The organism is Mycobacterium sp. 23 (genome assembly GCF_048287075.1).
In the GTDB taxonomy this organism is placed as follows: Bacteria; Actinomycetota; Actinomycetes; order Mycobacteriales; family Mycobacteriaceae; genus Mycobacterium; species Mycobacterium gordonae_B.
The window spans coordinates 4002876-4026267 of record NZ_JBLVUX010000005.1 but is presented as its reverse complement, the minus strand read 5'-3'; the positions used below and the strand labels follow the sequence as shown (position 1 = coordinate 4026267).

Genomic DNA, 23392 nt, shown 5'->3' with positions numbered 1-23392 from the left:
CGGCATTTTGTGGTCACTCGCGCCCGGTAGGTCTTAACGCTCAAACTCGACCAAGAGCCGCGTCGGACCTGATATTCCAACCATCGGCTTCCACGGCACTGCACCGACCCGGCGCGGTACCCGCATGCGGCTGGTGATCACCCGCAGCGCCTCGATGAGTTCGACTCGTGCCAGGTGCGCACCGAGACAGTAGTGGACGCCGCCGCCGAACGTCTGGATGGCGGGCGGTGCCGTCCGGGTAATGTCGAAGCGGTCCGGATCGTCGTAGACCGCCGGGTCCCGGTTGGCCGCGGCGGTGTTTGCCATGACGCACGTGCCCGCCGGAATGAGATAGCCGTCGAGGTTGACGTCTTCGGTCGCGACGCGCACGGTGGCGAAGGCGATCGGGGTGTGCCGGATGAGTTCCTCGACCGCTTGCGGCGCCAGGTCCGGGTGGTCGGCGAGCAGCGCCCACTGGTCCGGATGATCCGCCAATACCTGCACGGCCGCGCCCAACTGATTGCGGGTGGTGTCCGTTCCGGCGTTGAGCAGGATCACGGCGAGGTTGACCAGCTCCTCGTGCGACAGTCGGTCGCCGTCGTCTTCGACGCGGATCAGTTGCGAGATCAGGTCATCGGTCAGGCACTGTCGCCGTGCGGCGATCAAGCCCTCGACGTATGACTCGAGTTGTTCCCAGGAGCGCAGAATCGCCGGCGCGTCCTCAGCGACGTTGACCCCGAAGGCCTTGCTGACGTCGTCAGACCAGCGCGAGAACAGGTGCCAGTCGTCCGGGGGTGCACCAAGCAACGCGCAGATGATGGGCACCGGATAGGGCCGAGCGATGTCCGCGACGACATCGCAGCGGCCGGCCGAACAGGCATCGACCAGTTCGGTGATCACCTCGACGCATGCCCCGCGCATCCGTTCCGCGGCGCGCGGAGTGAACGCCCTCGACACCAGCCGGCGCAGCCGGTGGTGTGCGGGGCCGTCGAGGCTGATCAGAAGTTTCGTCACCCGGTCCCAGACCGGGCCTGACGTGATGCCCTGCACCACCAGGCCGGCGCCCTGCGGCATGGCGAAGCGGGAATCGCGCAGGATGGTCCGCACCAGGTCATAGCTGAGAACCTCGGGGCCGTAGGGGCTCATCGCGATCGGTGACCGCTGTCGCGCCTCCCGCAGGATGCGGTGAGCTGTCTCGGGATTGGGTGCGTCTTCATAGGAAATCGCCGGAATCTGCATGTCGATGGTCATGGCGTCGACTATCCGAGCGCGCCGGTCAGTCGACATCGGCCGAGATGCCGAAACCCATACCGCACGCGGACGCGTACAAGTCCACGCCGGGACGCCGACCGTATTAGCCAATTGGCTGATGTTTTGCGCCAACCATCGCAGCACCCTGGCTACCATGAGCGAAATCGACTGGAGCGACGTGGCCATGAGCGAGCTGCCAACCGGAACGGTGACGCTGCTGCTGGCCGATGTCGAGAGCTCGACGCAACTGTGGGAAAACCAGACCGACGCGATGGCAGCGGCCATCGCGCGTTTGGATCAGGCGCTGGCGGAGGCGGTCGCCGCGCACGACGGGGTCCGGCCGGTTGAGCAGGGCGAGGGCGACAGCTTCGTCATCGCTTTCGCCATGGCGTCGGATGCGGTGGCCTGTGCTCTCGACCTGCAGCGCGCGCCCTTGGCGCCGATCACGCTGCGGATCGGTGTGCATACGGGCGAGGTTCGACTACGCGATGAGAACAACTACGTCGGGCCGGCCATCAACCGCACGGCGAGGCTGCGCGACCTCGCCCACGGAGGACAGACCGTGTTGTCGGCCACGACAAGCGACTTGGTCGTCGACCAGCTGCCCCGGGACGCGTGGTTGACAGATCTCGGCAGCCATCCGTTGCGCGATCTGCCCCGACCCGAGCGCGTGGTGCAACTGTCGCATCCGGACCTGCGCAACGACTTCCCGCCGCTGCGCACACCGGCGGCCATCCGAACCTACAACCTACCGGCACAGCTCACGAACTTCGTTGGCCGCCAGACGGAAATCGCCGACCTGCGAGAAGCATTGACAGCCGACCGGCTGGTCACCTTGACGGGGGCGGGCGGAGTAGGCAAGACGCGGCTGGCCGTGCATGTCGCATCAGAGATGGCCAACGACTTTCGCGACGGCGTCTTCTACGTCGACCTCGCGCCGATCACCCATCCCGATGTGGTGACGGTGACGGCCGCACGCGCGCTTGGTCTACCGGACCAGCCTGGCCGTTCTGCAATGGACACGATGCTGCGGTTCATCCGCGACCGCCAGCTGCTGATGGTGCTCGACAACTGCGAGCACCTGCTCGACGCGAGCGCTCGCTTGGTCGTCGAATTGCTGTCATCTGCAACAGGATTGACGGTGCTGGCCACCAGTCGTGAAGCGCTCGGGGTGACCGGGGAAGCGACCTGGCAGGTGCCGTCCCTGGCCCTGGCCGACGACGCGATCGCATTGTTCGCCGACCGCGCGCGGTTAGCGCGCACCGGGTTCGCCATGACCGACGACCACGCCGTCGTGGTAGCCGAAATCTGTGCCCGCCTCGACGGCATGCCACTGGCGATCGAACTGGCGGCGGCACGGGTGCGGACGCTGTCGCTGACGGAGATCGTCGACGGGCTCCATGACCGTTTCCGATTGCTGACCGGTGGTTCGCGAATCGCTGTGCGCCGTCAACAGACGCTGCGCGCGTCGGTGGATTGGTCGCACGCGCTGCTGACCGAGACCGAACGCGTCCTATTCCGCCGGCTGGCAGTGTTTCTCGGGGGATTCGACCTCGATGCCGCTCAGGCGGTCGCCAGCGGTGAGGACATCGAGCGCCACCAGGTCATGGATCAGCTGACGCTGCTTGTCGAGAAGTCCCTCGTCGTCGCCGAGACCTTGGGAGGCCGGACCCGGTACCGGCTATTGGAAACGGTGCGCCAATACGCACTGGAAAAACTGAGCGACTCCGGCGAGGCCGACCACATCCGCGATCGTCACCGCGATCACTACACCACCATAGCTGGGTTACTCGACGCTCCGGGACGCACCGACTACGAGCGGCGAATGCAGCAGGCCGAGACCGAAATCGACAATCTGCGAAGCGCTTTCGGCTGGTGCCTGGAGAACTCGGACCACGGGCATGCGCTGAATCTCGCGTCGGCGCTGCAACCGCTGTGGCACAGCCGGGGACGCATATTGGAAGGGTGCGCCTGGTTCGATGCCGCGCTCGCCGACGATACTGATACCCCGGCGGTCGAGCCCGCGACCCTGGCCCGCGCCCTCGCCGACAAAGCCACGCTGATCACGTTCGTCGGCTACAGCGTGAGTCCGGCGCAGCGGGCGCTGGAGATCGCGCGCGAGCTCGACGATTCAGCCCTGCTGGCGCGGGTCCTGACCGCCTGCGGCATCGGCGCGGGCGGTGCCGATTTCGATGGTGAGGCAGCCCGGGCCTACTTCGAAGAGGCGACCGTCCTTGCCCGTGCCAGCGGTGACAACTGGAGGCTGAGTCATATCCTTGCTCGGCGATCGAATACCGCTGTCGTAGTTGGCGACCCAATCGAAGCCAGGGCCGCCGCCGAGGAGGGGCATCTTCTCGCTGAAGCGATGGGAAACCAGTTCGATGCACGTCAGTGCCGCCTGAGTCTCGCGATGGCACACCTGATGGAGGGCGATCTGCCAGCCGCCCTACCGCAACTGAGCGCCACGGTGGCGGACTGTGAAGCGGCGCACGACGAATTTCACAAGCCGCTGGCGCTCATGGGCCTGGGCGTCGCTCAGGCGTACGCCGGCGACGTGAGCGCGGCGCGTCGCACTGCCGAAGCGGCGCTTCAGGTCGCCCCGGATGTCGGCGAATACTTCCTGGGAATGGGCAGCGTGACTTTGGCCGCCGCAGCACTGGCCGGCGGCGATGTCGCAACGGCACACGCCGCCAGCGATGAGGCCTGGCGCTATCTCAACCTTGCTCAACCGGAGAATGCCGTGGCGCAACGTGCCTTCAACGCGGTCGAGGCAGCCAGACTGCGAGGCGAACTCGATCTGGCGCGCGCCTGGGCGGACGACGCGGTAGCCGTCGCAAAGGGCTGGTATTCCGTGATTGCATATCTGTCGCGGGCCAGAGTAGCCGCGGCACAGGGGTTTCCCGAACAGGCCGAGCGCGACGCTCATGAAGCTCTGCGCCGTTCAACGGAGAACGGGGTCTACCTACATCTGCCTGACATTCTCGAATTCTTCGCCCAGCTGAGCCAGGTGTCGGATAGTCCACGGGCCGCAAGGCTGTTGGGCGCGGCGCACGGCTGCCGCCAGCGTATGGCCCTGGTGCGATTCAAGATTCACCAGTCTGGTTACGAGTCCACGGCCGTTGAATTGCGAGATGCGCTGGGGGAAGCCGACTTCGACGCCGCATGGGCTCAAGGCGCGGCGCTCACCACCAAAGAGGCGATCGCCTACGCCCAGCGCGGCCGCGGCGAACGCAAACGCGCGTCGAGCGGCTGGGAGTCCCTGACCCCGGCCGAGCTGGACGTCGTCCGCCTGGTTACCGAGGGCCTGGGCAACAAAGACATCGCTGCCCGCCTCTTCGTGTCACCGCGTACGGTGCAGGCCCACCTCTCGCACGTCTACACCAAACTCGGTATCACCTCGCGCTTCCAACTCATCCAGGAAGCGGTAACGCAGGCCGACTAGAGCTTGGAGAGTCCGGGAATCCGCTGCACCAGGCCATCGTCGAGCATCTGCTGGAAGTGATCAGTGATGGTCTTTTCGACCGGCCGGTACGTCAGACCCAGTTCCTTTTTGCTGCGGGTGTTGTCGAAGGCCAGGGGGTAACCGACGTTGCGGTCGACGAATTTTCTGGTTAGTCCGACAACCGGAGCGATGACCTTGAAGACCACCTTGGGCGCCGTCGTCCTCGGGAACGCGTAGAACGGGCCGAACCGCCGGCGCAAGATCTTGCCGATCTCCAGAAAGGTCAGCGTGTCGGCGTTGGCGATGTAGCGTCCGTGCGCCTCGGGGGTGAAACCGGCGCGCAGGTGGGCATCCGCAACATCGCGGACGTCGACCACGCCGGTGGCCATGTCCGGCGCCCCGGCGAGCATGGTGCCGTCGAAGAACTGCTTCATCGTGCTCAAGCTGGCCGAGTCGCTGGCACTGGTCAACGCTGGACCCAGCACCAAACCGGGATGAATCGTCACCATGTCCCAGCGCTCCTGCTCCTGCTGGTAACGCCAGGCCTCCCGCTCTGCCACCGTCTTGGAATAGGGGTAGGGCTGATGGTCGGCGCTGCTGGTGGTGTTCCAGTGCTCTTCGGTGAAAACGCCGTGGGGGACATCCTGGGACTCTCGGGCGTCACCGTAGATCGCCACCACACTGCTGGTCAGCACCACTCGCTTGACGCTCTCGGTGCGGTTGACGGAGTCCAGCACGTTCCGCGTGCCCTCGAGTGCCGGGCGGACCAGCGCCTCTTCGGCATCCGTGAAACCGGAGATGAGGAACGGCGATGCGGTGTGCATGACGAGCTCGCACCCCTTCATCGCCTCGTCGAAGCTGCCTGTTTCGAGCAGGTCGGCTTTGAAGAGCTTCAACCGGCCGGGATGGTCGTCTGACAGCTTGTGCAGATGCTCGAGGCCGGATTTCTTGTCCGGGTTGCGCACCGTGCCGTGGACGGTGTGCCCGGCTTCGAGCACCGCACGCACGATCCAACTGCCGATGTAACCGCTGGCCCCCGTGACAAGCACCGGCGCGGCAGGGTCGATCGTGGTCGAGGATCGGCTCATGGACGGTTGTTCCTCTCTCGCGGGACGCAGTGAAGATGCTGCTGATCGGACCCTAGCGCGATGGGCGTCGAGGACCTAGCGGCCATCGCCGGGCGAGCGGTAGGCGGACCACCGAAATCATCGAGTTGCATTGGCCGCGAGAGGTTTCCGGACATGTCAGTGGGTGCGTGAATGCTGGTGGCAACTACCGGAGAAAGGTGCGGATATGTGCTGGCAGTGCGACAACCCCCACGCCACCATCGATGACTACCTGGACGTGCTACGCACGATCATCGCGGAACACGGATGGGCGGTGCAGTTCGTCGAAGACGAATCACGACCATTTGCCTACACGGTCGGCCTGTCCCTGCGCGGTCTGCCCGAACTGCTGATCACCGGTCTGCAGCCGCGCAAGTCGGCACACGTGCTGAACTCGGTCGCGCACTACATTGCCGACGACGGCATGGTGGTACAGCCGGCGGAGCACATCGACCTCCAGGGCGAGTTACTGCTCGAAGTCGTCGAGGTCGATCACCCGGACGTGCACCTGACATTCGCGGTTCGGTTACGCGATGCGCCTATTCGCGCGTTTCAACTGGTCTGGACCGACGACCGCCGCCATTGGCCATGGGACCGCGGGTGGAGCCACGGCAGACGCCGGCAACCGGTCCTGGGCGTCCGCACCCCGCTGAGGGGGTGAGGCCGCGCCCCTAGCTGAACCGCACGTTCAACGTCGCCAAGCCGAAGATCTTCCGGCCGGCGGATTTCGCGCCGACGATGATGACGCCGGTGCGGGTGTCTGGGTCCAAAGACTTTATCCGGCCGCTGAATTCGATGTCCGCTCCGTCGATGGCCGAGACGATGGCGGGCTGAGACAGGCGCACCGCGAAGCGGGTGACCGCACCGGGGTCGCCCGTCCATGCGGAGGCGAATCCGGCTCCCAGGCCCATGGTGAGCATGCCGTGCGCGATCACGTCGGGCAGCCCGGCCGCCTTGGCGAGCGTCTCGTCCCAGTGAATCGGGTTCGCGTCGCCGGCCACGCCGGCGTAGTTGACCAGGTCGCCGCGGGAAAGTCTGGTGTGGCGCACCGGTAGCTCGTCACCGACCTTGAGGTCGTCGAACGACGGGGTACCGGGCTTGCGTGCCAGGTCGTCGGCGATCCGGACGTCACCCTCGGGACGCACGGTCTTCACGTAGTCGGCGTCGGATTGATCGGTGTCGAGGATGTTGACGTCGTGCATCATCGCCTTCTGCACCGCGGCCTTGACCGCCGGATCGAAGTCCTCGGCGGTGATGCCGACGACCGTCGTGTGCAGGGTGTGCACCCGTTCGCCGGCCGTGTCGGTGTAGGTGTTGGTCACGGTGATCATGTCCCGTCCGGCGATCCTGCGCACCGCCGTCAGTTCGACGTCGATGCTCAGCTCGTCGCCGGCCACGATCGGGCGGTGCTGCTCGAAGACCTCTTCGGTCTGCAGGTAGGTGTCGTAGCCGACCACCACCGACTCGAACATGCGGCGATTGCACGTCATGCCCGGAACCGACGTGAACGTCAGCGGGGCCACCAGCCCCGAGTAACCCAGTTCCGCCGCCGCGTCGACGTCCCAGTGAGCGGGGTGATAGTCCTGCACCGCGCGGGCATACTCGCGCACCTTCTCGCGGCCCACCTCGTAGGTGTAATCCATCTGGTAGTAATGGCCGACCCGAGATTCGAGCGTCGATGCCTCTGCCGCTGCGGTCATGAATGTTCGCCCAACTGTTCTATCGGCTTGTTGGTCGAGGCCGACCCCAGCACACTATCGCGCCGGTTGTGAGCAAACGGCGCCGCTACGGGTGGCCGACGCTGCGGTACAGCTTGGCCGACACCGCCGACAACCAGGCCCAGGCCATGACGACCGCTGCGGTGAAGGCCAGAATCGCCGCGGTGCCGCCGGATCCGGAGGCCAGCGCGAGGAAGCTGCCCGCGAAGACGAGTCCGGTGATGCGCGAGAACCACGCCCACCCGGAGCCGTCAGGCACCCGGGCGAACCAACCGCCAAGCACGAAACACGCGGCGACCAGGCAGATGAAGCCGATGCCCGCGACGGCGAAGTGCGCCATCCCGTGCCAACTCGGCTGACCGACGCCGGGCGGCGTACCCGGCGGGAACCCGTCCGATGGGTCGGCGCGGAAGCAACCGGCGACCATCAACGCGAGCCCGTAACCGCCGAGCAGGCCGGCCGCCCACGCGCAGCGGCGGCCACGCCCGAGTGCCCGGCCGACTCCGACGGCAGCCGCAACCGTCATCGCACCCGTGACCAGAAACGTCGCGATCTGTATCCATCCGAGGTCGCCGTTGGCGAGCTGACTGGCGGCATGCCGGGTCGGGTCGAATCCCTCGCGGGCCGCCGCCTGAATCCCGACCGACAGCACGTAGACGGGACCCGCGATGACGCCGTATCCGAGCAGCGATTTGGTGATCCGTTCGGGAAGGGGCGGGCAATCGGTGGCGGTCATGGCGGGCCCTCCGTGAGATAGTAGAACTAGACCGTACAGTACCAAAGAACTAGACTGTCCAGTACCGGTAGAGAGGGAGGCGATGCCCGACCCAGTCGGCCGTTCGGCGCGAAAGCGCATGACCATCCTGTCCGCGGGCCGCGACCTCTTCCTGGGCAACGGCTATCAGGGAACGAGCGTCGACGCGATCGCCGCGTCCGCCGCCGTCTCCAAGCAGACGGTTTACAAGCATTTCGGTGACAAGCACGAGTTGCTGATGGCCATCGTGAACGACGCCCTGGACACGACGGTCGCAGCCTTCGTGGAGCGCGCGTCGATCCTCGCCGAAACCACCGACCTGGAAAGGGATCTGACCGCATTCGCCGCCGACTACCTACACGCCGTGCTGCAGGAACACGTGGTGCAGTTGCGCCGGTTGGTGGTCGGGGAGGCCAACCGACTACCCGAGCTTGCCGCGTTGTACTACGAGCGGGCTCCGGACAGGATGCTCTCGGCTTTCGCCGACTGCTTTGCCCGGCTGCATCAGCGCGGTCTGTTGGATGTTCCCGAAACAGCCACTGCCGCAGAGCATTTCGCGTTCCTCGTGGTCGGTCGATGCATCGACCGGGCGCTGTTCTGCGGCGGCCCGGCAGTGGAGTCCGCCATCGACGTCGACCACCACGTGCAGGCCGGCGTGCGAGTGTTCCTCGCGGGCTATCGGCCGGCCTGACGACCGGGGTCGGAAGCGCTCATGTCTCCCGTCGTGGGCGTGCCGGCTGCCAGCCCGTAACGCAGGTACACCGTGCCGGTGGGGCCGGCTGCCGGTGGTTCGAGCAGTGTCAGGTTGGTCGGGACCGTGCCGCCGTCGAACACCTTCTTCCCGACGCCGAGGGTGATGGGGTGTACCCAGAGGTCGAGGCGGTCGAAGAGCCTTTCGCGCAGCAGGGTCTGCACCAGGTTCAAGCTCCCCACCACTTTGACGCGCTCGTGTCGATCCCGGAGTTCGCGCACCGCCGTGGCCAGGTCCGGACCGAGGTGGGTGGATCCGTCCCACGACAGATCGGGCCGCCCGCGCGAGGCCACGTACTTCGGGACGCCGTTGAAGAGTGCCGCGATCGCTCCGTCGTGTTGGTGCGGCCAGTAGCCGGCGAAGATGTCGTACGTGCGCCGGCCGAGCAGCAGCGCGTCCGTGCCCTCGTACGCGGCGGCGACCTGCGCCCCGCTGACGTCATTCACCAGGGGCGCCTGCCACCCGCCGAAGGGGAACCCGACCGGGTCCTCGTCGGGTCCACCGGGTGCCTGGCCCACCAGGTCAAGGGTGGCGAACAACTCAATATCGATGTGGCCCATGACTTCTCCGTACTCGGCGCGGTTATTGCCCTCAGAACGTCAGACCGGTCGGCGGCGTCAAACTCATCGCTGCGGTGCAGCCCTCGCGGCCGATGAGATAGAACGGTAAGAGCTACCCGATCGCTTCACCGAAGATGCCCAGAGGAGCTCAGTCATGGAATCCGTCAAGGGGAAGAACGTTCTCGTCACCGGCGCCGCCATGGGCCTGGGCAAGCTGTTCGCCACGCGGGCAGTCAAGGAGGGCGCTGCTTCGGTGACCCTCTGGGACGCGAATGAGACCGTGTTGAAGGAGACCGCGACCGAGCTGGAGGCGGCCGGGGTCACCATTCACTACGACACCGTCGATGTCACGGCGCAGGAGCGGGTCGCCGAGGCCGCAGCGCAGGTCCGCAGGGCTGTAGGCACGATCCACGTGCTGTTCAACAACGCCGGCATCGTTCGCGGCAACGGTTACTTCTGGGAGAACGAACCGCGCGACTTCATGCTCACCGTGGAAGTCAATTCCATCGGCCCCATGCTGGTGGCCCGGGAGTTTCTGCCGGCGATGATCGAGGCCGGCACCGACTGCCGCCTGGTCAACATCGCATCGTCGGCCGGGCTGAATGCCATTCCCCGGATGGCCGCCTACGCCGCGTCCAAGTGGGCGGCGATCGGGTTCTCCGACTCCGTGCGACTCGAGCTCGAACAGGCCGGTCACGACCGGGTCAAGGTCACCACCGTGTGCCCTACCTACATCAACACCGGCATGTTCGACGGTGCCAAGGGCATCCTGTTCACCCCGATGCTCGAGCAGGAAGACGTCGTCGCCGAGACTTGGAAGGCGATGCTGCAGGGCAGCCCGTTCGTCGTCATACCGTGGACGTCGAAGATGAACAAGGTGCTCAGCGCGGTGTTGCCGATCCGGCTGCGCGACTTCTACCTCCGGCGCGTCGGCGTCTACAACTCGATGGATGAGTTCACTGGGCACTGAGTGACAGCTGTTGCCGACGATTGGCGATTATCACAATTCGGCATTATTTTACTGGCGTGACGTCAACAGCTGCAGGTGCAGTTTCCCGGTGGATCGCTCCTTTCCTGACGGTTGCGGCCGTCGCTGCGATGGGCCTGGCGGGCTCGACGCAGACCACGCCCGCCCCGGCGATGCGTCTGGTCGATTCGTCAAACCCGTTGGCCGGACAGTCTTTCTACGTCGACCCGGCGTCGGCGGCCATGGGGGCGCACAACGCCAATCCGGGCAGTGCGCAGCTGACGGCGATCGCCAACACACCGCAGGCCTACTGGCTCGATCAGGCGTTCCCGGCCGGTTCGGTCGGCGGGCGGGTCGCGTCTTACGCCGGCGCGGCGCAGGCCGCGGGCAGCATGCCGATCTTCGCGCTCTACGGAATCCCGCATCGCGACTGCGGTAGCTATGCATCCGGCGGGTTCGCGTCGGGCGCGGACTACCGCGCGTGGATCGACAGCATCTCGTCCGGTCTCGGCGGTTCGCCCGCGGCGATCATCGTCGAACCCGACGCCCTGGACATGGCCGACTGCCTGTCGGCTGACCAGCGCCAGGAGCGCTTCGACCTGATCCGCTACGCGGTGGACACGCTGACCCGCGACCCGGCGGCCGCGGTCTACGTCGACGGTGGACACTCGCGCTGGTTGAGCGCCGAGGAGATCGCCAACCGGCTCAACCAGGTCGGTGTCGGCCACGCCCGGGGGTTCAGCCTTAACGTCTCGAACTTCTTCAGCACTGACGAGGAGACCGGTTACGGCGAGGCGATCTCCGGGATGACAGGCGGCGCGCACTACGTGATCGACACGTCGCGCAACGGCGCCGGACCGGCACCGGACTCCGCGCTGAGTTGGTGCAATCCCTCCGGGCGCGCCCTGGGCACCCCGCCCACCACGGCGACCGCGGGCGGGCACGCCGACGCCTACCTGTGGATCAAGCGTCCCGGTGAGTCCGACGGGTCGTGCAACGGAGGCGCCTCGGCGGGACACTTCGTCAGCCAGTACGCCATCGATCTGGCGCAGAACGCCGGCCAGTAGGCGGGCTCGCGCTCAACATACTCACGCCGGCGTCACCCCCGGCGCCCCATTAGGCCCGACCAGGAAGTAAGCGCCAAAGCCCCCGGGCGCGCCGATCCCCGGGGTGGCGCCGATGCCGCCGTTGCCGCCGTGACCGCCGATGCCGAAGAGCAATCCGCCGTAACCGCCCTGGCCGCCGTTGCCGCCGACCGCCAGGTTGGCCGCACCAAAGCCGTTGCCGCCGGCACCGCCGAGTCCGAAGATGATGCCGCCCAGGCCACCCAGCCCCCCGACGCCACCAATGCCGCCGGCACCCGCAGCGCCGCCCCCGCCGCCGGCACCCCCAACGCCGAAGAACGCACCGCCGTCGCCTCCGTATCCGCCGGGCCCGCCCGTCCCGCTGCCCAGGGAAGCGCCGCCTACCCCGCCCGCGCCCCCGAAGCCGAGCCACTGCCCGGCTCCGCTACCGCCCTGACCGCCCTGCCCGCCGGTGGTGACGCCGGCAGCGTCCCCGCCGGCGCCGCCGGCCGCACCGGTGCTGATCACGTTGAACAGGACGTTGCCGCTGCCGCCGGTACCGCCGATGCCCGGGACGCCGCCGTTGAAGGGGGTGGCGCCACCGGCGCCGCCTGTTCCGCCCGCGCCGTAGAGCAGGCCGAGGCCGTCGCCGCCAAAGCCGCCCCAGCCGGCGACGAAGCCTCGTCCGCCAGCCCCGCCGACACCGCCGTTGCCGAACAGGAAACCGCCGCTACCGCCGTTTCCACCGTCACCGGCGACTCCGGTACCGCCGGCTCCGCCGACGCCGCCCGCACCGCCGGTGCCGAACAGGCCCACCGCGTTGCCGCCGTTACCGCCGAAACCCGCAAACCCGTTCGGGACGGCGCCCCCGGCTCCGCCCCGGCCACCGTTGCCGAACAAGAAGCCGCCGTCGCCGCCGCGGCCGCCGTTCTGGCCGGCCGCCCCCGACCCGCCGTCCCCGCCGTTGCCCCACAGCAATCCGCCGTTTTGGCCACGCGAACCGGTTCCGTCGACACCGTTGCGGCCGTCGCCGATCAGCGGGCGGCCCAGCAAAGTTTCCGTGACCCCATTCACCTGGTTGATCAGATTCTGCAGCGGGTTGGCGTTGGCCGCCTCGGCACTGGCGTAGGAGCCCGCACCCGCGGTGAGCAGCTGTACAAACTGCTGGTGGAATTCCGCGGCCCCGGCGCTGACCGCTTGGTAGGCCTGAGCATGTTCGTTGAACATCGCGGCGACAGCCGCCGAGATCTCGTCGCTGCCGGCGGCCAACAACGCGGAGGTCGGGCCGGCAGCCGCCCCGTTGGCGGCGCCGATCGAGGAGGCGATGTCGCCCAGGTTGGCGGCCGCCGCCGTCAGGAACTCCGGAACCGCAGTGACAAAGGACATTTCGACCTCCGAACCGGAGCGGTCACCGCCCGAGGGTCACCGCATGTCAGAAAATCGTATGGCCGCGCAACCGCTAAATTCCGCGCAAATTCTTCACCGGGGGCGCATCGATGCCATCACCCGGCCCAAAATGACAGACCGGACCCGGCGGGGGAGCATCGTCAGAGACGCCGTCAGGAACTTTGCCTGCCCTCCGGGCACCACTGTCACCCGGCGCCCGAGCGCCGACCACATCGCCTCGGCCACCGTTTCGGGTGCGGCAGCCGACTTCATCGTCAGGCCAGCCCGCGCTGCGAAGCCGGTGTGCACCGGTCCGGGGGCAACCGACAGCACGTCGACGCCGCGCGGTCCGAGTTCGCGGTGCAGGCCCTCGGCAAGGCTCTGAACATACGCTTTGGTCGCGGCGTAGTTCGCGTGGCCGGGCACTCCCTGCCAGCCTAGGATGGAGCCGAATAATACGATTCCGCCGCGCCGCCGCGCGGTCATCCGGGCGGCGAAGGCCTGGGCCAGCTGTGCGACGGCGCTGACGTTGAGCGCGATCATCTCCAGCTCGTCGGCGGGGGCGGTATCGGTGAACGGCCCGGTGGTCCCGAACCCTGCCGCCAAGACCGCCAGACCCACCTCCAGGCCGTCGGTCGCGCTCAGCAGCGTTGCCACGCCTGAGGTTCGACTGAGGTCCGCCACGACCACGTGGGCCTTCACCCCATGCGACTGCTCCAGTTCCAGGGCGAGTTCCTGCAGCCTGGTCTCGCCACGTGCTGCGAGCACCACGTCAAGGCCTTGTGCTGCAACATATTTGGCGGCGGCGCGGCCTATCCCGTCGCTGGCGCCGGTGACCACCGCCCACGGTCCGTACTGCTCGCGCTTGTTCATGCCCGGGTTCCGACCGGGTGTGCCGGCAGTACGGCGAGCACGAAGAACGCTCCGGCCAGGCAGACCGCCGCGGCGGTCAGGCAGCCCGCGCTCATACCGGACAGGAATGCGTCGCTGACGGTGGACCGCACGGTGTCCGCAAAGGAGGGGGAGACTGTCCGGCCACGGCCAGCCCCTGGGCGAGGCCTTCCTGGGCGACCGATCGAGCTGACTGCGGAAGAGCCTGCAGCGCCTGGCTTTCGGTGAGGTGGCGGATGTAGAGCGTGGAGAAGACGCTGCCGATGACCGCTACTCCGAGGGTGCCGCCCACCTGGCGGGTGGCATCGTTGACGGCCGATCCGGCACCGGCCTGTTCCGGCCGAACCACGCCCATGATGGAGTCGGTGGCGGGCGCGGTGGTCAGTCCCAGGCCGCCGCCCAACAGCACCATCTGCCCGGCCATCTCCAGGTAGGTGACACTCAGATCGCAGGTGCTGATCCAGGCGAAGGACGCCGCCATCATCAACAGCCCAACGAAGACAACAGCTTTGGTGCCCACCCTGCTGACGGCCAGCCTGGTGCCCAGTACCGATCCCACTGCGATCGACAATGCCACCGGCAAGATCCGCACGCCGGTGCCCAGCGGCCCGAATCCCTGTAGCTGCTGCATGAACTGGGTGATCAGGAAGATGAATCCGAACAATGCGAAGAACGCCACCGTCACGGCGCCACTTGCCGCGCTGAACCGTAGGTTGGCGAACAACGTGACGTCGATGAGTGGGTCGCTTTGCCGCCGTTCCCACAGCGCGAAGCCAACGCCGGCCGCCAAGGCCAGGGCGAAGCCGCCCAGCGTACGCGCAGAGCTCCAACCCTGTTCTGGCGCTTCGATAATCGTGTATACCAGGGCGCCGAGCATGACGGCGGAGAGCACCAGCCCGCCCCGGTCGAGGCGTGACCCCGGGTCCGGCGTCGAGGCCGGGATGACGACCGGCGCCGCAAGTGCCGCCGCGAGGGCGATGGGCGCCAACGCCAGAAAAAGGCTGCCCCACCAGAACACTTCGAGCAGCGCGCCGCCGAGTATCGGGCCGATCGCGACGCCCAGTCCGGTGACCGCGCCCCACAGGCCGATCGCGATTGCCCGCTGCCGAGCCTCCCGGAACGTGTCGGTGATGATGGCCAGCGTGGTCGGATAGATCAGCGCCGCGGCGACGCCCATCACCACCCGCAGCGCGATCAGGGAGCCGGTCGTGGTGCACAGTGCCGCGCCGGCGCTACCGAGCGCGAAGAGGATGAGGCCGGCGATCAATGTCCCGCGCCGACCGAACTTGTCCCCGATGGTGCCACCGGCCAGCACCAAGGCGGCGAAGGCGAGGTTGTAAGCGTCAACAATCCACTGCAGGCCGCGCGTCGAGGCGCCGAGCGCCGAATTCAGGGTTGGCAGCGCCACATTGACGATAGTGGTCTCCACGTTGATCGCCAGTGAGGCGATCAGGACGACAGCCAGGACCGCAGCGGGACGGACCCGGGCCGGTGGCGACTCGAGACGGGAACGGTCAGGGGCATCGATGGTCATCGGGGTCCGCCTTATGTTGACAGCAGTAACATCGAAGAGGATGCCAGCGGAAGTTATCGCTGTCAACATCGACGGCTAGCGGATACCTTCCTCGACGACGTCGAGGAGGCGGTCGGTGATCAACTGCTTACGGTCGGCGTCCGCCGCGGCCAGCGGCCCGTCGAGAAACAGCGACGACAGGCCATGCACGGCGGCCCACGCCGCCTCGTCGAGGCCGTCGCGCCGACTCGCGGTGAGCACTTCGGTGGCGACGAGGTCATCGATACAGCGGCTGAGAATCTGGAACGGATGACGGTCCAGCGCCACAACCGGATCGGTCTGCTGCGGCCCGCCGGGTGCGAAAGCTGTTCGAAATAACCCAGGTTCAGTGAGGGCGAAGTCGACGTAAGCCTGACCGGTGGCCCGTAACCGAGCCAGGGCACGATGCTTGCGCGGGCCGCGGTTGGGAACCGCGGCGATCGACTCCACCATCGACTCGCCAAGCAGTGTCATCGCGTACACCTGAACAGCACCCAGGAGCGCGTGCCGGTCGGCGTAGTGGCGGTAGGCCGCGGCGTTGCTCACCCCCGCGGCGCGCTGCACGTCGCGCAATACCACCGCGTCCGGCCCGCCGGCGCGGGCCAGCGTCACAGCGTGATCGAGCAGCGCCTGTCGCAGGTTGCCGTGGTGGTAGGAGCCGGACGCCATGTTGACAAGTTTTACATCGGGGCGGCCCGTGGGCGGTGACCATTTGAGGCGGCGCGCCGGTTCTGCACAAGGCTCAGATTCGTCGGCGGCTGTCGCGGTTGCCAGCGGATGATGCCGGTGCGCTGGGCACAAATTAGGTAGACCACCCGGCCAGCACGGTGTGCGGCGTCGTAACGAGACCGAGGGCAATGAGCCGCAGGCTGCCGTGGTTGTGTTTGAAGGGCCTGACGTTTAACCCGGACGCGCGAGTATGCAACCATCGACGACGTGACTGACCCCATCGTCGAGATGATGAATTCCGCTCTGTCGTCGACCATCCCGATCGCTGAACACATGGGCGTGCGCGTGGTCGAGGCGCGACGCGGCTTTGCCGCCGCCAGTGTTCCGGTCGAGGGCAATGGCAACCACTTCGGTGTCATCTACGCCGGCGTGCAGTTCACCGTCGCAGAAGTTCTGGGCGGCATCATCGCTCTGTCCACCTTCGACGCGAGTAAGTACTTCCCGCTGGTGAAGAACGTCGACATCTCGTTCCTGGCGATGGCCACCACACCGCTGCGTGCCGAGGCGGAGATGGACGACGAGACCATCGCTCGCGTCGAAACCGAGGCCGCCGCTCAGGGCAAATCGGACTACACGTTGGACGCGGTCGTGACCGACGAGAACGGCACCGTGGTCGCCAGAACCCACGGGCTGTATCAACTGCGCGCACACCGCAGCTGACGCGATTACGTGTCGACCTGGAAAAGGTGAGCGGCGTTGTCGTGCAGTACTTTCCGCAGCCACGCTTCGTCGACGCCGGGTAGCCCGGTCAGGACGCGCAGGGCGTCGCGGAAGCCGTAGGGGATGTTGGGAAAGTCGCTGCCGAACAGGATGCGGTCGGCGTAAGCGCGGGGCCGCCCATATTCGGACGCCGGAAACGGCATGGTCTCCTCTACGAACGGAGTGAAGGCCATCGTGGTGTCGAGGCGCACGTCCGGGTACCGGTCGGCCAGGTCGAGGAACTCGGTGTACTCGGGCATGCCCATGTGGGCCACGATCAAACGCAGTCGGGGATGGCGTCTGAGCAGCGCCGTGACCGGGCCGGGGCCGGTGTATTCGCCAGGGGCGGGACCGGATCCGCAGTGGATGACCACCGGGATGGCGGCGTCTTCGAGCACACCCCACGAGGTGTCGAGGAGCGGGTCAGTGGGGTCGTAGCGGCCCACCTGGATATGCACTTTGAACACCCGGGCACCCTCGTCGACCGCTCGCCGGACATAGGTCTCGACGCCGGGCTCCGGGTAGAGGGTGGCTGTGCGCAGGCAGTCCGGGGTCTCGTCGGCGAACGTCGCGGCCCACTCATTGAGCCAGGCCGCCATCTGGGGCTTGTGGGCGTAAATCAGGGACGGGAAGGCGCGCACCCCGAAGCCGCGCAACTTCTCCAATCGATCTTGCTCATCGGTGCGGTAGGCGATCGGCCACGTGCGTCCCACCAGCGGCCCGGCTTCGTCAAAGTATCGCCAGACCTTGTCCATCACGGGCTTCGGCATGAAGTGGGTGTGCACATCGACGAGGCCGGGCAGGCCGAGCGCCTGCCACACCTGGCGTACTTCCTGAGTCTCATCCATCGACCGTCAGGATGACAGGCACGCGCCTGACCCCGGACGGGAGGGGTTAAGCGGCTGGTCGCAACTCTCTCACCCGAGGGGTGTGTGCATGCGCCGCATGCCAATCGCGTTCGATGCGCATGACCCGACGGTGCTCCACCACGAGCCAGGCCAGCCCTCCGGCGATCGCCAGCACAGCGACCAGGCCGCACGCCAGCAGCCATTCGTAGTGCTTGTAGGCTGCGGCCGCCGTACCGGCGGACAGTGACATGACGCCGAGTGCAATCGACGAGACGCCCGGCCAGCAATACCGGTCGATGAAGTACTCGCCGGTGTGCGGGCAGGTGGTGCGGAAATGGTCGGTGGGATCTTTGGTGCTGCACATGATGACCTCCTCGGTTGAGCTACTTCGAAGAGGTACTCAGCGCGCGGCGGGCCACCAACCCCCGCACGAGTGATCTGCCGGGTGACCGCAGACCGGGTGCCTCGTCAGACCGTGAAACCGCCGTCGACGTTGAGGTTGGCACCGGTGATGTACCCGGCCTCGGGACCCGCCAGGAAACTCACCATGGCGGCGACGTCGCTGGTGTGACCGTAGCGCCCCAGCGCGGACACCACTTTGAGGCTTTCGGCGAAGTCGCCTTCGGCGGGGTTCATGTCGGTGTCGATCGGGCCGGGCTGCACGTTGTTGACGGTGATCCCGCGGGGTCCGAGTTCACGAGCCAGTCCACGAGTGAAAGACGACACTGCGCCCTTGGTCAGTGCGTACACGGACAGACCTGGCCCCGGCACCCGGTCGGCGTTGATGCTGCCGATATTGATGATCCGCGCACCCGTTCCGAGGTGGGCGAGAGCGCTCCGAACGGCCCAGTAGACGCCTCCGATGTTGACGCCGATTACGCGGTCGAACTCCTCCGCAGGGAACTCGTCGATCGGTGCCATATACGCGGTGCCGGCGTTGTTGACGAGCACATCCAGGCCGCCCAGTTCGGCCACGGCCTGCTCAACGGCGGCCGCGATCTGGCCCCGGTCGGCGGCGTCGGCCTGTATCGCAACCGCTTTGCCGCCTTTCCCCGCCACTTCGGCGACGAGCTGCTCAGCATCGCTCGCCGACGACGCGTAGGTGAACGCCACCGCGGCACCGTCCGCGGTCAGTCGCCGCACGATCTCGGCGCCGATGCCGCGCGAACCTCCGGTGACAATTGCCCGCTTCCCAGCCAGCGTCGCCGCGCTCATGTCGATGGACCTCCCTGCTCGTTACCAATCGCCTCGCTATCTGGTAGGCAAGTCCGCCGCCGGCGAATTCATTCCCGCCGGATGGCAGAGGCCGTCACCGCGCGCCGGACTGGTGGGGGGCCGCATCCAGCAGGATGCCGGCCAGTCGTGCTGCGGCGGGTGTCAGCTGATCGGCGGGTGGCGAGGCGAGAAAGACCTGCCAGATCACCGCGTCGGTCAGCTTGATCGATCGCAACGCGGGAAAGCGCCGGGCCTCCGACTCGGGCATGAAGGTGGTGCCCAGGCCGTTGACGACCAGGTCCGCGATATCGGCGAAACCGGCCGGCACCTCGTAGAACGTCTGCGGCGATACACCGGCGGCGTGGAACGCGTCATCGATCAATCGCCGCAACCCGAACTCGGGTGGGTAACTGACCAGCTCTTCACTCGCGAGGTCGCCCAGCTGCAACCGTCTGCGCCCGGCCATCGCATGGTCGTCCCGGCAGACGAAAACCATTGGCTCCTCGAACAGCAAGCGCATCTCGAGTTGAGGCGGAAATCGGTTGGGTACCGATACCAGCGCCAAGTCGAGGGAGCCGTCCAGCAACGCCGACAGATAGGCCGAGGCGCCAGACTGGCTGAGCCGCAGTCGAAGTCGTACGAACGGGTTGGCGCTGTGGAAGTCGCCCAGCGCGCGAGCCACGTCCATCGGACCGAAGGAGATCAGGGAGCCGAACTCGACTGTGCCGGAGAGCGACCCGCGGAACTCGCTGACGGAGTCGGCCGCCGTGCGCGCGACGCGCAGCACGTCGTTGGCATATACGCGGAAACGTTCCCCGGCGGCGGTGAGCTGGATCTGCTGACGGGTACGGTCGAAAAGCTGGACCTGCAATTCGCGCTCCAGCTTGGCGATCGACGTCGACAGGGCCGACTGCACGACGTGGACGCGCTCCGCGGCGCGGGTGAAGCTCATCTCGCCGGCCACCGCGACGAAGTACTCGATCTGACGCAACTCCATGCCATCAATCCTATCTAGGATTCAGATGAAGAAATTCATATCGCATCTGTCCAGACGATGATCATTGGTGCGGTTTATTGGGGTGAATGGTTCATAGACTCGTACCTGAATCGATTGTGGGCCAACGCAGCAGAGCGGGGAGACACCATGAAGTTGGCGGAAGCACTCTCGCTGCGCGCAGACTCGGCGCGCCGCGTCGAGCAGTTGCGCGCCCGAATCGTGGGCAGCGCCCGCTTCCAGGAGGGTGAGGAGCCGGCCGAGGATGCCGCTGCACTGCTCGCTGAAGCGGGACAGGTGCTCGATGAGTTCGAGGCGTTGGTGCGGCGGATAAACCACACCAATGCCGCCACCACGATCGGTTCCGGCGGCACACTGACTGACGCGCTGGCTCGCAGAGACACACTGCGACTGCGCCACTCCGTGGTGACCGCAGCAGCGGATGCGGCAGCGGGCAAGAATCAACCCGGTTACGCCCGCCAGCTGCGCTCAGAGCTGAAGATGTTGTCCGCCTTGCCCGTTGCACAGTTGCGCACGGAAGCCGACGGACTTGCCCGAGAGTTGCGCGAACTGGACGTTCGCATTCAACAGGCCAACTGGGAGGCGGACCTACTGGACTGACGGATCGAGGTGGCGTAGGTAGTCGACGCGGAAGCGTGCACAACACTCACCGGCAATAGCCGGTCTTGGCGCACGATGGGCAGTGCTGAGGGTTCAACCCCCTCCTCACAACGCAGCCCAGCACTGCGCACAGGTGACGGAGCACAGTACACAGCACACCACCACGTGCAGGTTCGCGGCGATGAGGGCGGGCACGGGGCACCACCTCGCAGCACTACGGCAGAATGCATGGTGACCGTCAGTCGAAAGGTATTCGATGACAACGTTTGAGGGCAAAGTCGCCTTCGTGACAGGCGCTTCGTCGGGCCTGGGCGCGGAGACCGCCCGTCTTCTTTCCCGCAGGGGTGCAACGGTTTTCGGTATCGCCAGGGACCCCGAAAAGCTCGCCGGCGTGTTCGACGACATCGCCGTGGGGAGCGGGGTCCCCGTGGACGTGACCGACCCGGCAGCCTGCCGCAGTGCCGTAGCACAGTGCGTCGCACTATTCGGCGGCATCGACGTGTTGATCAATATCGCTGGGCGACATCAGATGCGCCGAACGGAGGCGGTGACCGACGACGAGTGGGCGCAGGACCTGGCGGTCAATCTCAACGGCCCCTTCTACCTGTGCCGGGCCGCGATACCGCACCTGCTGGACCGTGGCGGCAACATCGTCAACGTCGCCTCCATCGCCGGCGTCGAAGGCCAGGCTTACTCGGCCGGTTACTGCTCGGCCAAACACGGACTGATCGGACTGACGCGCGCGCTCGCGGTCGAATACACCGCAGATCGGTTGCGTGTCAACGCGGTTTGCCCGGGCGGCATGTTGACCCCGCAGATCGAGCAATTCACCGCCCCGGACAACCCGAATTACGACTTGATCCTGCGTTCGGCCGCACCGCGCGGCATGATGCGGCCACTCGACGTCGCGAACGTCATCGCGTTCCTCGCCAGCGAGGATGCCGCGGCCGTCCATGGTGCGGTGTACCGGGTCGACAACGGCAAGGGCGCCGGCTGATTCGCTATCCGCTGCGCTCGAGAACGTCCATGCAGTAGGTCAGGGGCGGCTCCGGGAAGTTGACCGCCTGCTGATCGCTCTCGCAGGAGCCGGGATCATCGACCCCGTCGTGCCGAGCAGCGACCCGGAAGGTCGGGTCGCTGGACAACGCACCGGGCTTGCAGGCAGTGGAGGCGAACATGTGCGAAATCAGGGCCTGGTGATAGCAGCTGCCGACAGTCAGATTGTCTTCGAGACACAAGCCGCTGCCGCCACCTTCCAGAGTCCCGTAATTGTCGTTGGGGCAGTTCTTGGCGCCCTTGTACTTCTTGGCGACTTTCGACAGTGCTGTCGGCGACGAGCAGGGTTCCACCTGAACATCGCTCGGCTTGACCATGATTCCGGCTTTGGCCAGGTTCAGGCAGGTGCCGACCGCATAGTCGAACCCACTGCTGCTCGGCGTCCGCTCGGAATGATGGTGCATCACCGCATGCAGCCCGACCTTGGCGGCGATCACGAGTACCACCGCGCCCAGCGCCGCGCCGATTCGCTTGCCGAGCGGGCTCTTCCTGGGTGGTGCGGGAGGTGGGGGCGGCGGCGCGTACTGAGGACCCGGCGGTAGGTACCCACCGGGTGGCATCGCCCGATTGTTCTCCGGTGAAAAGTTGTCGTCGCCAGTCATCTGCACCCCTTTGCCCGAGTTGACGGGCGCAAGAAGGCCGTGCGCAGGCGCCCACCGGATGCAGCCTAAGCGGAAGACAGGGCGAAATTCCGCACGAAAGTTGTGTTGCGCCTAATGCCGATAGAACACATCGCCTTCGACGGTGATCGTCGATTGGTTCACCCAGATGACATTGAAGTAGACCGGAGCCGGTCGACGGGTCTGGCTACTCATGATGGTGAGGATCCCGCCCCGAGAGGTGGGGTTCCAGGAGCAGGGGCCGGACGTGGTCGGTACTCCTGCCGCGTTGGCCAGTGAGCACCCGCTCTGGCTCACCAGCAGTTGCTCGGAACCGGTGCCCGTAGTCCAAAAACCCACCGGCGCGGCGGCTTCCGCGTGGGCAACGCCGTTAGTCGCGGCGAGCAGCGCAGTGACGGTGCCGGCCACCGCGGCGGCTTTCGTGATCTGTACCTTCCATCGACGCGACACTGTGCCTCCTTGACCGAATTGACACGATCAGGGTCGCGTGGCCTCCTTGACTGATTCTTGGCCTTTCCTTGGTGCGGGTTCGAGTCGCGTTTTCAGTTGCGGTAGAAGGTATTCCAGCTGCCCGACCTCTTCGATGTTGTGCCTGATCCAGGCCCGCACCATGTCGTCGGGAAAGCGTCTGCACAGAACACGGTTGATCGGTGCGAACAGCGGGCTTCGGGCCCCGAGGTCGAGCACCGTGACGTAGTGCGTGCCGTCGGAACCCGCCGACCAGGTGTGTTCCAATTGGATGGTCATCACGCCGGCCACCCGCGTCACCAGGCGGATACCCGTCTCGTCCAGCTTTTCGACGCGGTCGATGACGTCGACCCTGAACTCGGGCCTGGCGCCGAAGGCCTCCACGATGCGGAACCGCGCACCCTCGGCCGCACCCCCGCCCGCCGCCGGACGGGCCAGTTCCCAGCGAATGTGATCGATCGGGTGCCACGCGAGGTAGCGATCGACGATCTCGCCCCCGTACAACATCGTTCCGTCCAGGTGGGTGAACCAGTCGAGCACCATGGTCGGCGTGACGCCGGCCAAGGGCCGGTGGTCGATGGTGACGCGACGGCGGTGGTGGGGGCCGGTCGTGACTCGCACGGTGGCGGTACCCACCGGGCGCAGCGGATACAAAACTGGTCGAGCCTGCATAACGACCTCCAAGATACGGTACCGTTTCTTGCAGCCAAGATATGACATC

Annotated in this window: 24 protein-coding genes; 8 read left to right on the top strand and 16 right to left on the bottom strand. The window is 66.6% G+C overall.

The window, feature by feature from the left end; translation table 11 throughout:
* Positions 1-33: 33 nt before the first annotated feature.
* The gene (locus tag ACNQS7_RS19860; RefSeq protein WP_418013900.1) at positions 34-1230 is read right to left on the bottom strand and encodes a cytochrome P450; all 1197 of its coding nucleotides are present in this window, start codon (positions 1228-1230) and stop codon (positions 34-36) included.
* A gap of 184 nt (positions 1231-1414) precedes the next feature.
* Between ACNQS7_RS19860 and ACNQS7_RS19855 the strand changes: the two genes are divergently transcribed.
* Complete coding sequence (locus ACNQS7_RS19855; protein WP_418016069.1) at positions 1415-4672, top strand: helix-turn-helix transcriptional regulator; 3258 nt, start codon at positions 1415-1417, stop codon at positions 4670-4672.
* On the opposite strand, the gene ACNQS7_RS19850 is transcribed toward ACNQS7_RS19855, so the two are convergent.
* Positions 4669-5760 (bottom strand): SDR family oxidoreductase, encoded by a 1092-nt coding sequence (locus tag ACNQS7_RS19850; protein WP_418013899.1) that lies wholly within the window; start codon positions 5758-5760, stop codon positions 4669-4671. The two genes, ACNQS7_RS19855 and ACNQS7_RS19850, sit on opposite strands and share 4 nt — an antisense overlap.
* A gap of 205 nt (positions 5761-5965) precedes the next feature.
* On the opposite strand from ACNQS7_RS19850, the gene ACNQS7_RS19845 reads away from it, so the two are divergent.
* Entirely contained in the window at positions 5966-6439 is a 474-nt protein-coding gene (locus ACNQS7_RS19845; protein ID WP_418013898.1) for a DUF4262 domain-containing protein, read from the top strand.
* A 10-nt stretch (positions 6440-6449) separates the two neighbouring features.
* Here the strand turns inward: ACNQS7_RS19845 and ACNQS7_RS19840 are convergent, their stop codons facing one another.
* A complete protein-coding gene (locus tag ACNQS7_RS19840) occupies positions 6450-7478 on the bottom strand; it encodes a fused (3R)-hydroxyacyl-ACP dehydratase subunits HadA/HadB (protein WP_055578168.1) in 1029 nt (342 codons plus the stop codon).
* Between the two features lie 85 nt (positions 7479-7563).
* Positions 7564-8232 (bottom strand): DUF998 domain-containing protein, encoded by a 669-nt coding sequence (locus tag ACNQS7_RS19835; protein WP_418013897.1) that lies wholly within the window; start codon positions 8230-8232, stop codon positions 7564-7566.
* Between the two features lie 82 nt (positions 8233-8314).
* On the opposite strand from ACNQS7_RS19835, the gene ACNQS7_RS19830 reads away from it, so the two are divergent.
* Entirely contained in the window at positions 8315-8941 is a 627-nt protein-coding gene (locus ACNQS7_RS19830; RefSeq protein ID WP_418013896.1) for a TetR/AcrR family transcriptional regulator, read from the top strand.
* Here ACNQS7_RS19830 and ACNQS7_RS19825 read toward each other — a convergent pair.
* On the bottom strand, positions 8926-9561 hold the full coding sequence (locus tag ACNQS7_RS19825) for a dihydrofolate reductase family protein (protein WP_418013895.1): 636 nt from the start codon (positions 9559-9561) through the stop codon (positions 8926-8928). The genes ACNQS7_RS19830 and ACNQS7_RS19825 overlap by 16 nt on opposite strands.
* 154 nt (positions 9562-9715) lie before the next feature.
* Between ACNQS7_RS19825 and ACNQS7_RS19820 the strand changes: the two genes are divergently transcribed.
* The gene (locus tag ACNQS7_RS19820) at positions 9716-10531 is read left to right on the top strand and encodes an SDR family NAD(P)-dependent oxidoreductase (RefSeq protein ID WP_055578172.1); all 816 of its coding nucleotides are present in this window, start codon (positions 9716-9718) and stop codon (positions 10529-10531) included.
* The gene (locus tag ACNQS7_RS19815) at positions 10528-11595 is read left to right on the top strand and encodes a glycoside hydrolase family 6 protein (protein ID WP_231752475.1); all 1068 of its coding nucleotides are present in this window, start codon (positions 10528-10530) and stop codon (positions 11593-11595) included. The genes ACNQS7_RS19820 and ACNQS7_RS19815 overlap by 4 nt, the downstream gene beginning before the upstream one ends.
* A gap of 21 nt (positions 11596-11616) precedes the next feature.
* Here the strand turns inward: ACNQS7_RS19815 and ACNQS7_RS19810 are convergent, their stop codons facing one another.
* The 4 genes from ACNQS7_RS19810 to ACNQS7_RS19795 form a co-directional block, all read right to left on the bottom strand.
* Complete coding sequence (locus ACNQS7_RS19810) at positions 11617-12978, bottom strand: PE family protein (protein ID WP_418013894.1); 1362 nt, start codon at positions 12976-12978, stop codon at positions 11617-11619.
* Between the two features lie 93 nt (positions 12979-13071).
* On the bottom strand, positions 13072-13851 hold the full coding sequence (locus tag ACNQS7_RS19805; protein ID WP_418013893.1) for an SDR family NAD(P)-dependent oxidoreductase: 780 nt from the start codon (positions 13849-13851) through the stop codon (positions 13072-13074).
* Between the two features lie 91 nt (positions 13852-13942).
* Positions 13943-15403 carry an MFS transporter gene (locus ACNQS7_RS19800; protein WP_418013892.1) on the bottom strand — a complete coding sequence of 487 codons (1461 nt, stop codon included), beginning with the start codon at positions 15401-15403 and terminating at the stop codon, positions 13943-13945.
* A gap of 75 nt (positions 15404-15478) precedes the next feature.
* Positions 15479-16090: a TetR/AcrR family transcriptional regulator gene (locus ACNQS7_RS19795; protein WP_418013891.1), complete on the bottom strand. Its 612-nt coding sequence runs from the start codon at positions 16088-16090 to the stop codon at positions 15479-15481.
* Between the two features lie 267 nt (positions 16091-16357).
* Between ACNQS7_RS19795 and ACNQS7_RS19790 the strand changes: the two genes are divergently transcribed.
* Complete coding sequence (locus ACNQS7_RS19790) at positions 16358-16810, top strand: PaaI family thioesterase (protein WP_418013890.1); 453 nt, start codon at positions 16358-16360, stop codon at positions 16808-16810.
* 5 nt (positions 16811-16815) lie between these two features.
* On the opposite strand, the gene ACNQS7_RS19785 is transcribed toward ACNQS7_RS19790, so the two are convergent.
* The 4 genes from ACNQS7_RS19785 to ACNQS7_RS19770 form a co-directional block, all read right to left on the bottom strand.
* A complete protein-coding gene (locus ACNQS7_RS19785) occupies positions 16816-17697 on the bottom strand; it encodes an amidohydrolase family protein (protein WP_418013889.1) in 882 nt (293 codons plus the stop codon).
* A gap of 46 nt (positions 17698-17743) precedes the next feature.
* Positions 17744-18061, bottom strand: a complete 318-nt coding sequence (gene usfY / locus ACNQS7_RS19780; RefSeq protein ID WP_310777780.1) for a protein UsfY — start codon at positions 18059-18061, stop codon at positions 17744-17746.
* Positions 18062-18165: 104 nt separating this feature from the next.
* Positions 18166-18912 carry a 3-oxoacyl-ACP reductase family protein gene (locus tag ACNQS7_RS19775; RefSeq protein WP_418013888.1) on the bottom strand — a complete coding sequence of 249 codons (747 nt, stop codon included), beginning with the start codon at positions 18910-18912 and terminating at the stop codon, positions 18166-18168.
* Between the two features lie 94 nt (positions 18913-19006).
* Positions 19007-19909 (bottom strand): LysR family transcriptional regulator, encoded by a 903-nt coding sequence (locus tag ACNQS7_RS19770; RefSeq protein ID WP_418013887.1) that lies wholly within the window; start codon positions 19907-19909, stop codon positions 19007-19009.
* Positions 19910-20056: 147 nt separating this feature from the next.
* Here ACNQS7_RS19770 and ACNQS7_RS19765 point away from each other — a divergent pair, with 147 nt between their 5' ends.
* Positions 20057-20527: a DIP1984 family protein gene (locus ACNQS7_RS19765; protein WP_418013886.1), complete on the top strand. Its 471-nt coding sequence runs from the start codon at positions 20057-20059 to the stop codon at positions 20525-20527.
* Between the two features lie 256 nt (positions 20528-20783).
* On the top strand, positions 20784-21524 hold the full coding sequence (locus tag ACNQS7_RS19760) for an SDR family NAD(P)-dependent oxidoreductase (protein WP_418013885.1): 741 nt from the start codon (positions 20784-20786) through the stop codon (positions 21522-21524).
* 4 nt (positions 21525-21528) lie between these two features.
* Here ACNQS7_RS19760 and ACNQS7_RS19755 read toward each other — a convergent pair whose 3' ends face one another.
* The 3 genes from ACNQS7_RS19755 to ACNQS7_RS19745 form a co-directional block, all read right to left on the bottom strand.
* On the bottom strand, positions 21529-22185 hold the full coding sequence (locus tag ACNQS7_RS19755) for an LppU/SCO3897 family protein (RefSeq protein WP_418013884.1): 657 nt from the start codon (positions 22183-22185) through the stop codon (positions 21529-21531).
* A 111-nt stretch (positions 22186-22296) separates the two neighbouring features.
* Entirely contained in the window at positions 22297-22653 is a 357-nt protein-coding gene (locus ACNQS7_RS19750; RefSeq protein ID WP_418013883.1) for a hypothetical protein, read from the bottom strand.
* A 27-nt stretch (positions 22654-22680) separates the two neighbouring features.
* Positions 22681-23343 (bottom strand): hypothetical protein, encoded by a 663-nt coding sequence (locus ACNQS7_RS19745; RefSeq protein WP_418013882.1) that lies wholly within the window; start codon positions 23341-23343, stop codon positions 22681-22683.
* Positions 23344-23392 lie beyond the last annotated feature (49 nt).

What these genes read in the sequence shown, in the direction of transcription:
- ACNQS7_RS19860 (WP_418013900.1), bottom strand. Translation starts at nt 1,230, where the DNA reads ATGACCATCGACATGCAGATTCCGGCGATTTCCTATGAAGACGCACCC.
- ACNQS7_RS19855 (WP_418016069.1), top strand. Translation starts at nt 1,415, where the DNA reads ATGAGCGAGCTGCCAACCGGAACGGTGACGCTGCTGCTGGCCGATGTC.
- ACNQS7_RS19850 (WP_418013899.1), bottom strand. Translation starts at nt 5,760, where the DNA reads ATGAGCCGATCCTCGACCACGATCGACCCTGCCGCGCCGGTGCTTGTC.
- ACNQS7_RS19845 (WP_418013898.1), top strand. Translation starts at nt 5,966, where the DNA reads ATGTGCTGGCAGTGCGACAACCCCCACGCCACCATCGATGACTACCTG.
- ACNQS7_RS19840 (WP_055578168.1), bottom strand. Translation starts at nt 7,478, where the DNA reads ATGACCGCAGCGGCAGAGGCATCGACGCTCGAATCTCGGGTCGGCCAT.
- ACNQS7_RS19835 (WP_418013897.1), bottom strand. Translation starts at nt 8,232, where the DNA reads ATGACCGCCACCGATTGCCCGCCCCTTCCCGAACGGATCACCAAATCG.
- ACNQS7_RS19830 (WP_418013896.1), top strand. Translation starts at nt 8,315, where the DNA reads ATGCCCGACCCAGTCGGCCGTTCGGCGCGAAAGCGCATGACCATCCTG.
- ACNQS7_RS19825 (WP_418013895.1), bottom strand. Translation starts at nt 9,561, where the DNA reads ATGGGCCACATCGATATTGAGTTGTTCGCCACCCTTGACCTGGTGGGC.
- ACNQS7_RS19820 (WP_055578172.1), top strand. Translation starts at nt 9,716, where the DNA reads ATGGAATCCGTCAAGGGGAAGAACGTTCTCGTCACCGGCGCCGCCATG.
- ACNQS7_RS19810 (WP_418013894.1), bottom strand. Translation starts at nt 12,978, where the DNA reads ATGTCCTTTGTCACTGCGGTTCCGGAGTTCCTGACGGCGGCGGCCGCC.
- ACNQS7_RS19805 (WP_418013893.1), bottom strand. Translation starts at nt 13,851, where the DNA reads ATGAACAAGCGCGAGCAGTACGGACCGTGGGCGGTGGTCACCGGCGCC.
- ACNQS7_RS19800 (WP_418013892.1), bottom strand. Translation starts at nt 15,403, where the DNA reads ATGACCATCGATGCCCCTGACCGTTCCCGTCTCGAGTCGCCACCGGCC.
- ACNQS7_RS19795 (WP_418013891.1), bottom strand. Translation starts at nt 16,090, where the DNA reads ATGGCGTCCGGCTCCTACCACCACGGCAACCTGCGACAGGCGCTGCTC.
- ACNQS7_RS19785 (WP_418013889.1), bottom strand. Translation starts at nt 17,697, where the DNA reads ATGGATGAGACTCAGGAAGTACGCCAGGTGTGGCAGGCGCTCGGCCTG.
- usfY (WP_310777780.1), bottom strand. Translation starts at nt 18,061, where the DNA reads ATGTGCAGCACCAAAGATCCCACCGACCATTTCCGCACCACCTGCCCG.
- ACNQS7_RS19775 (WP_418013888.1), bottom strand. Translation starts at nt 18,912, where the DNA reads ATGAGCGCGGCGACGCTGGCTGGGAAGCGGGCAATTGTCACCGGAGGT.
- ACNQS7_RS19770 (WP_418013887.1), bottom strand. Translation starts at nt 19,909, where the DNA reads ATGGAGTTGCGTCAGATCGAGTACTTCGTCGCGGTGGCCGGCGAGATG.
- ACNQS7_RS19765 (WP_418013886.1), top strand. Translation starts at nt 20,057, where the DNA reads ATGAAGTTGGCGGAAGCACTCTCGCTGCGCGCAGACTCGGCGCGCCGC.
- ACNQS7_RS19760 (WP_418013885.1), top strand. Translation starts at nt 20,784, where the DNA reads ATGACAACGTTTGAGGGCAAAGTCGCCTTCGTGACAGGCGCTTCGTCG.
- ACNQS7_RS19755 (WP_418013884.1), bottom strand. Translation starts at nt 22,185, where the DNA reads ATGACTGGCGACGACAACTTTTCACCGGAGAACAATCGGGCGATGCCA.
- ACNQS7_RS19745 (WP_418013882.1), bottom strand. Translation starts at nt 23,343, where the DNA reads ATGCAGGCTCGACCAGTTTTGTATCCGCTGCGCCCGGTGGGTACCGCC.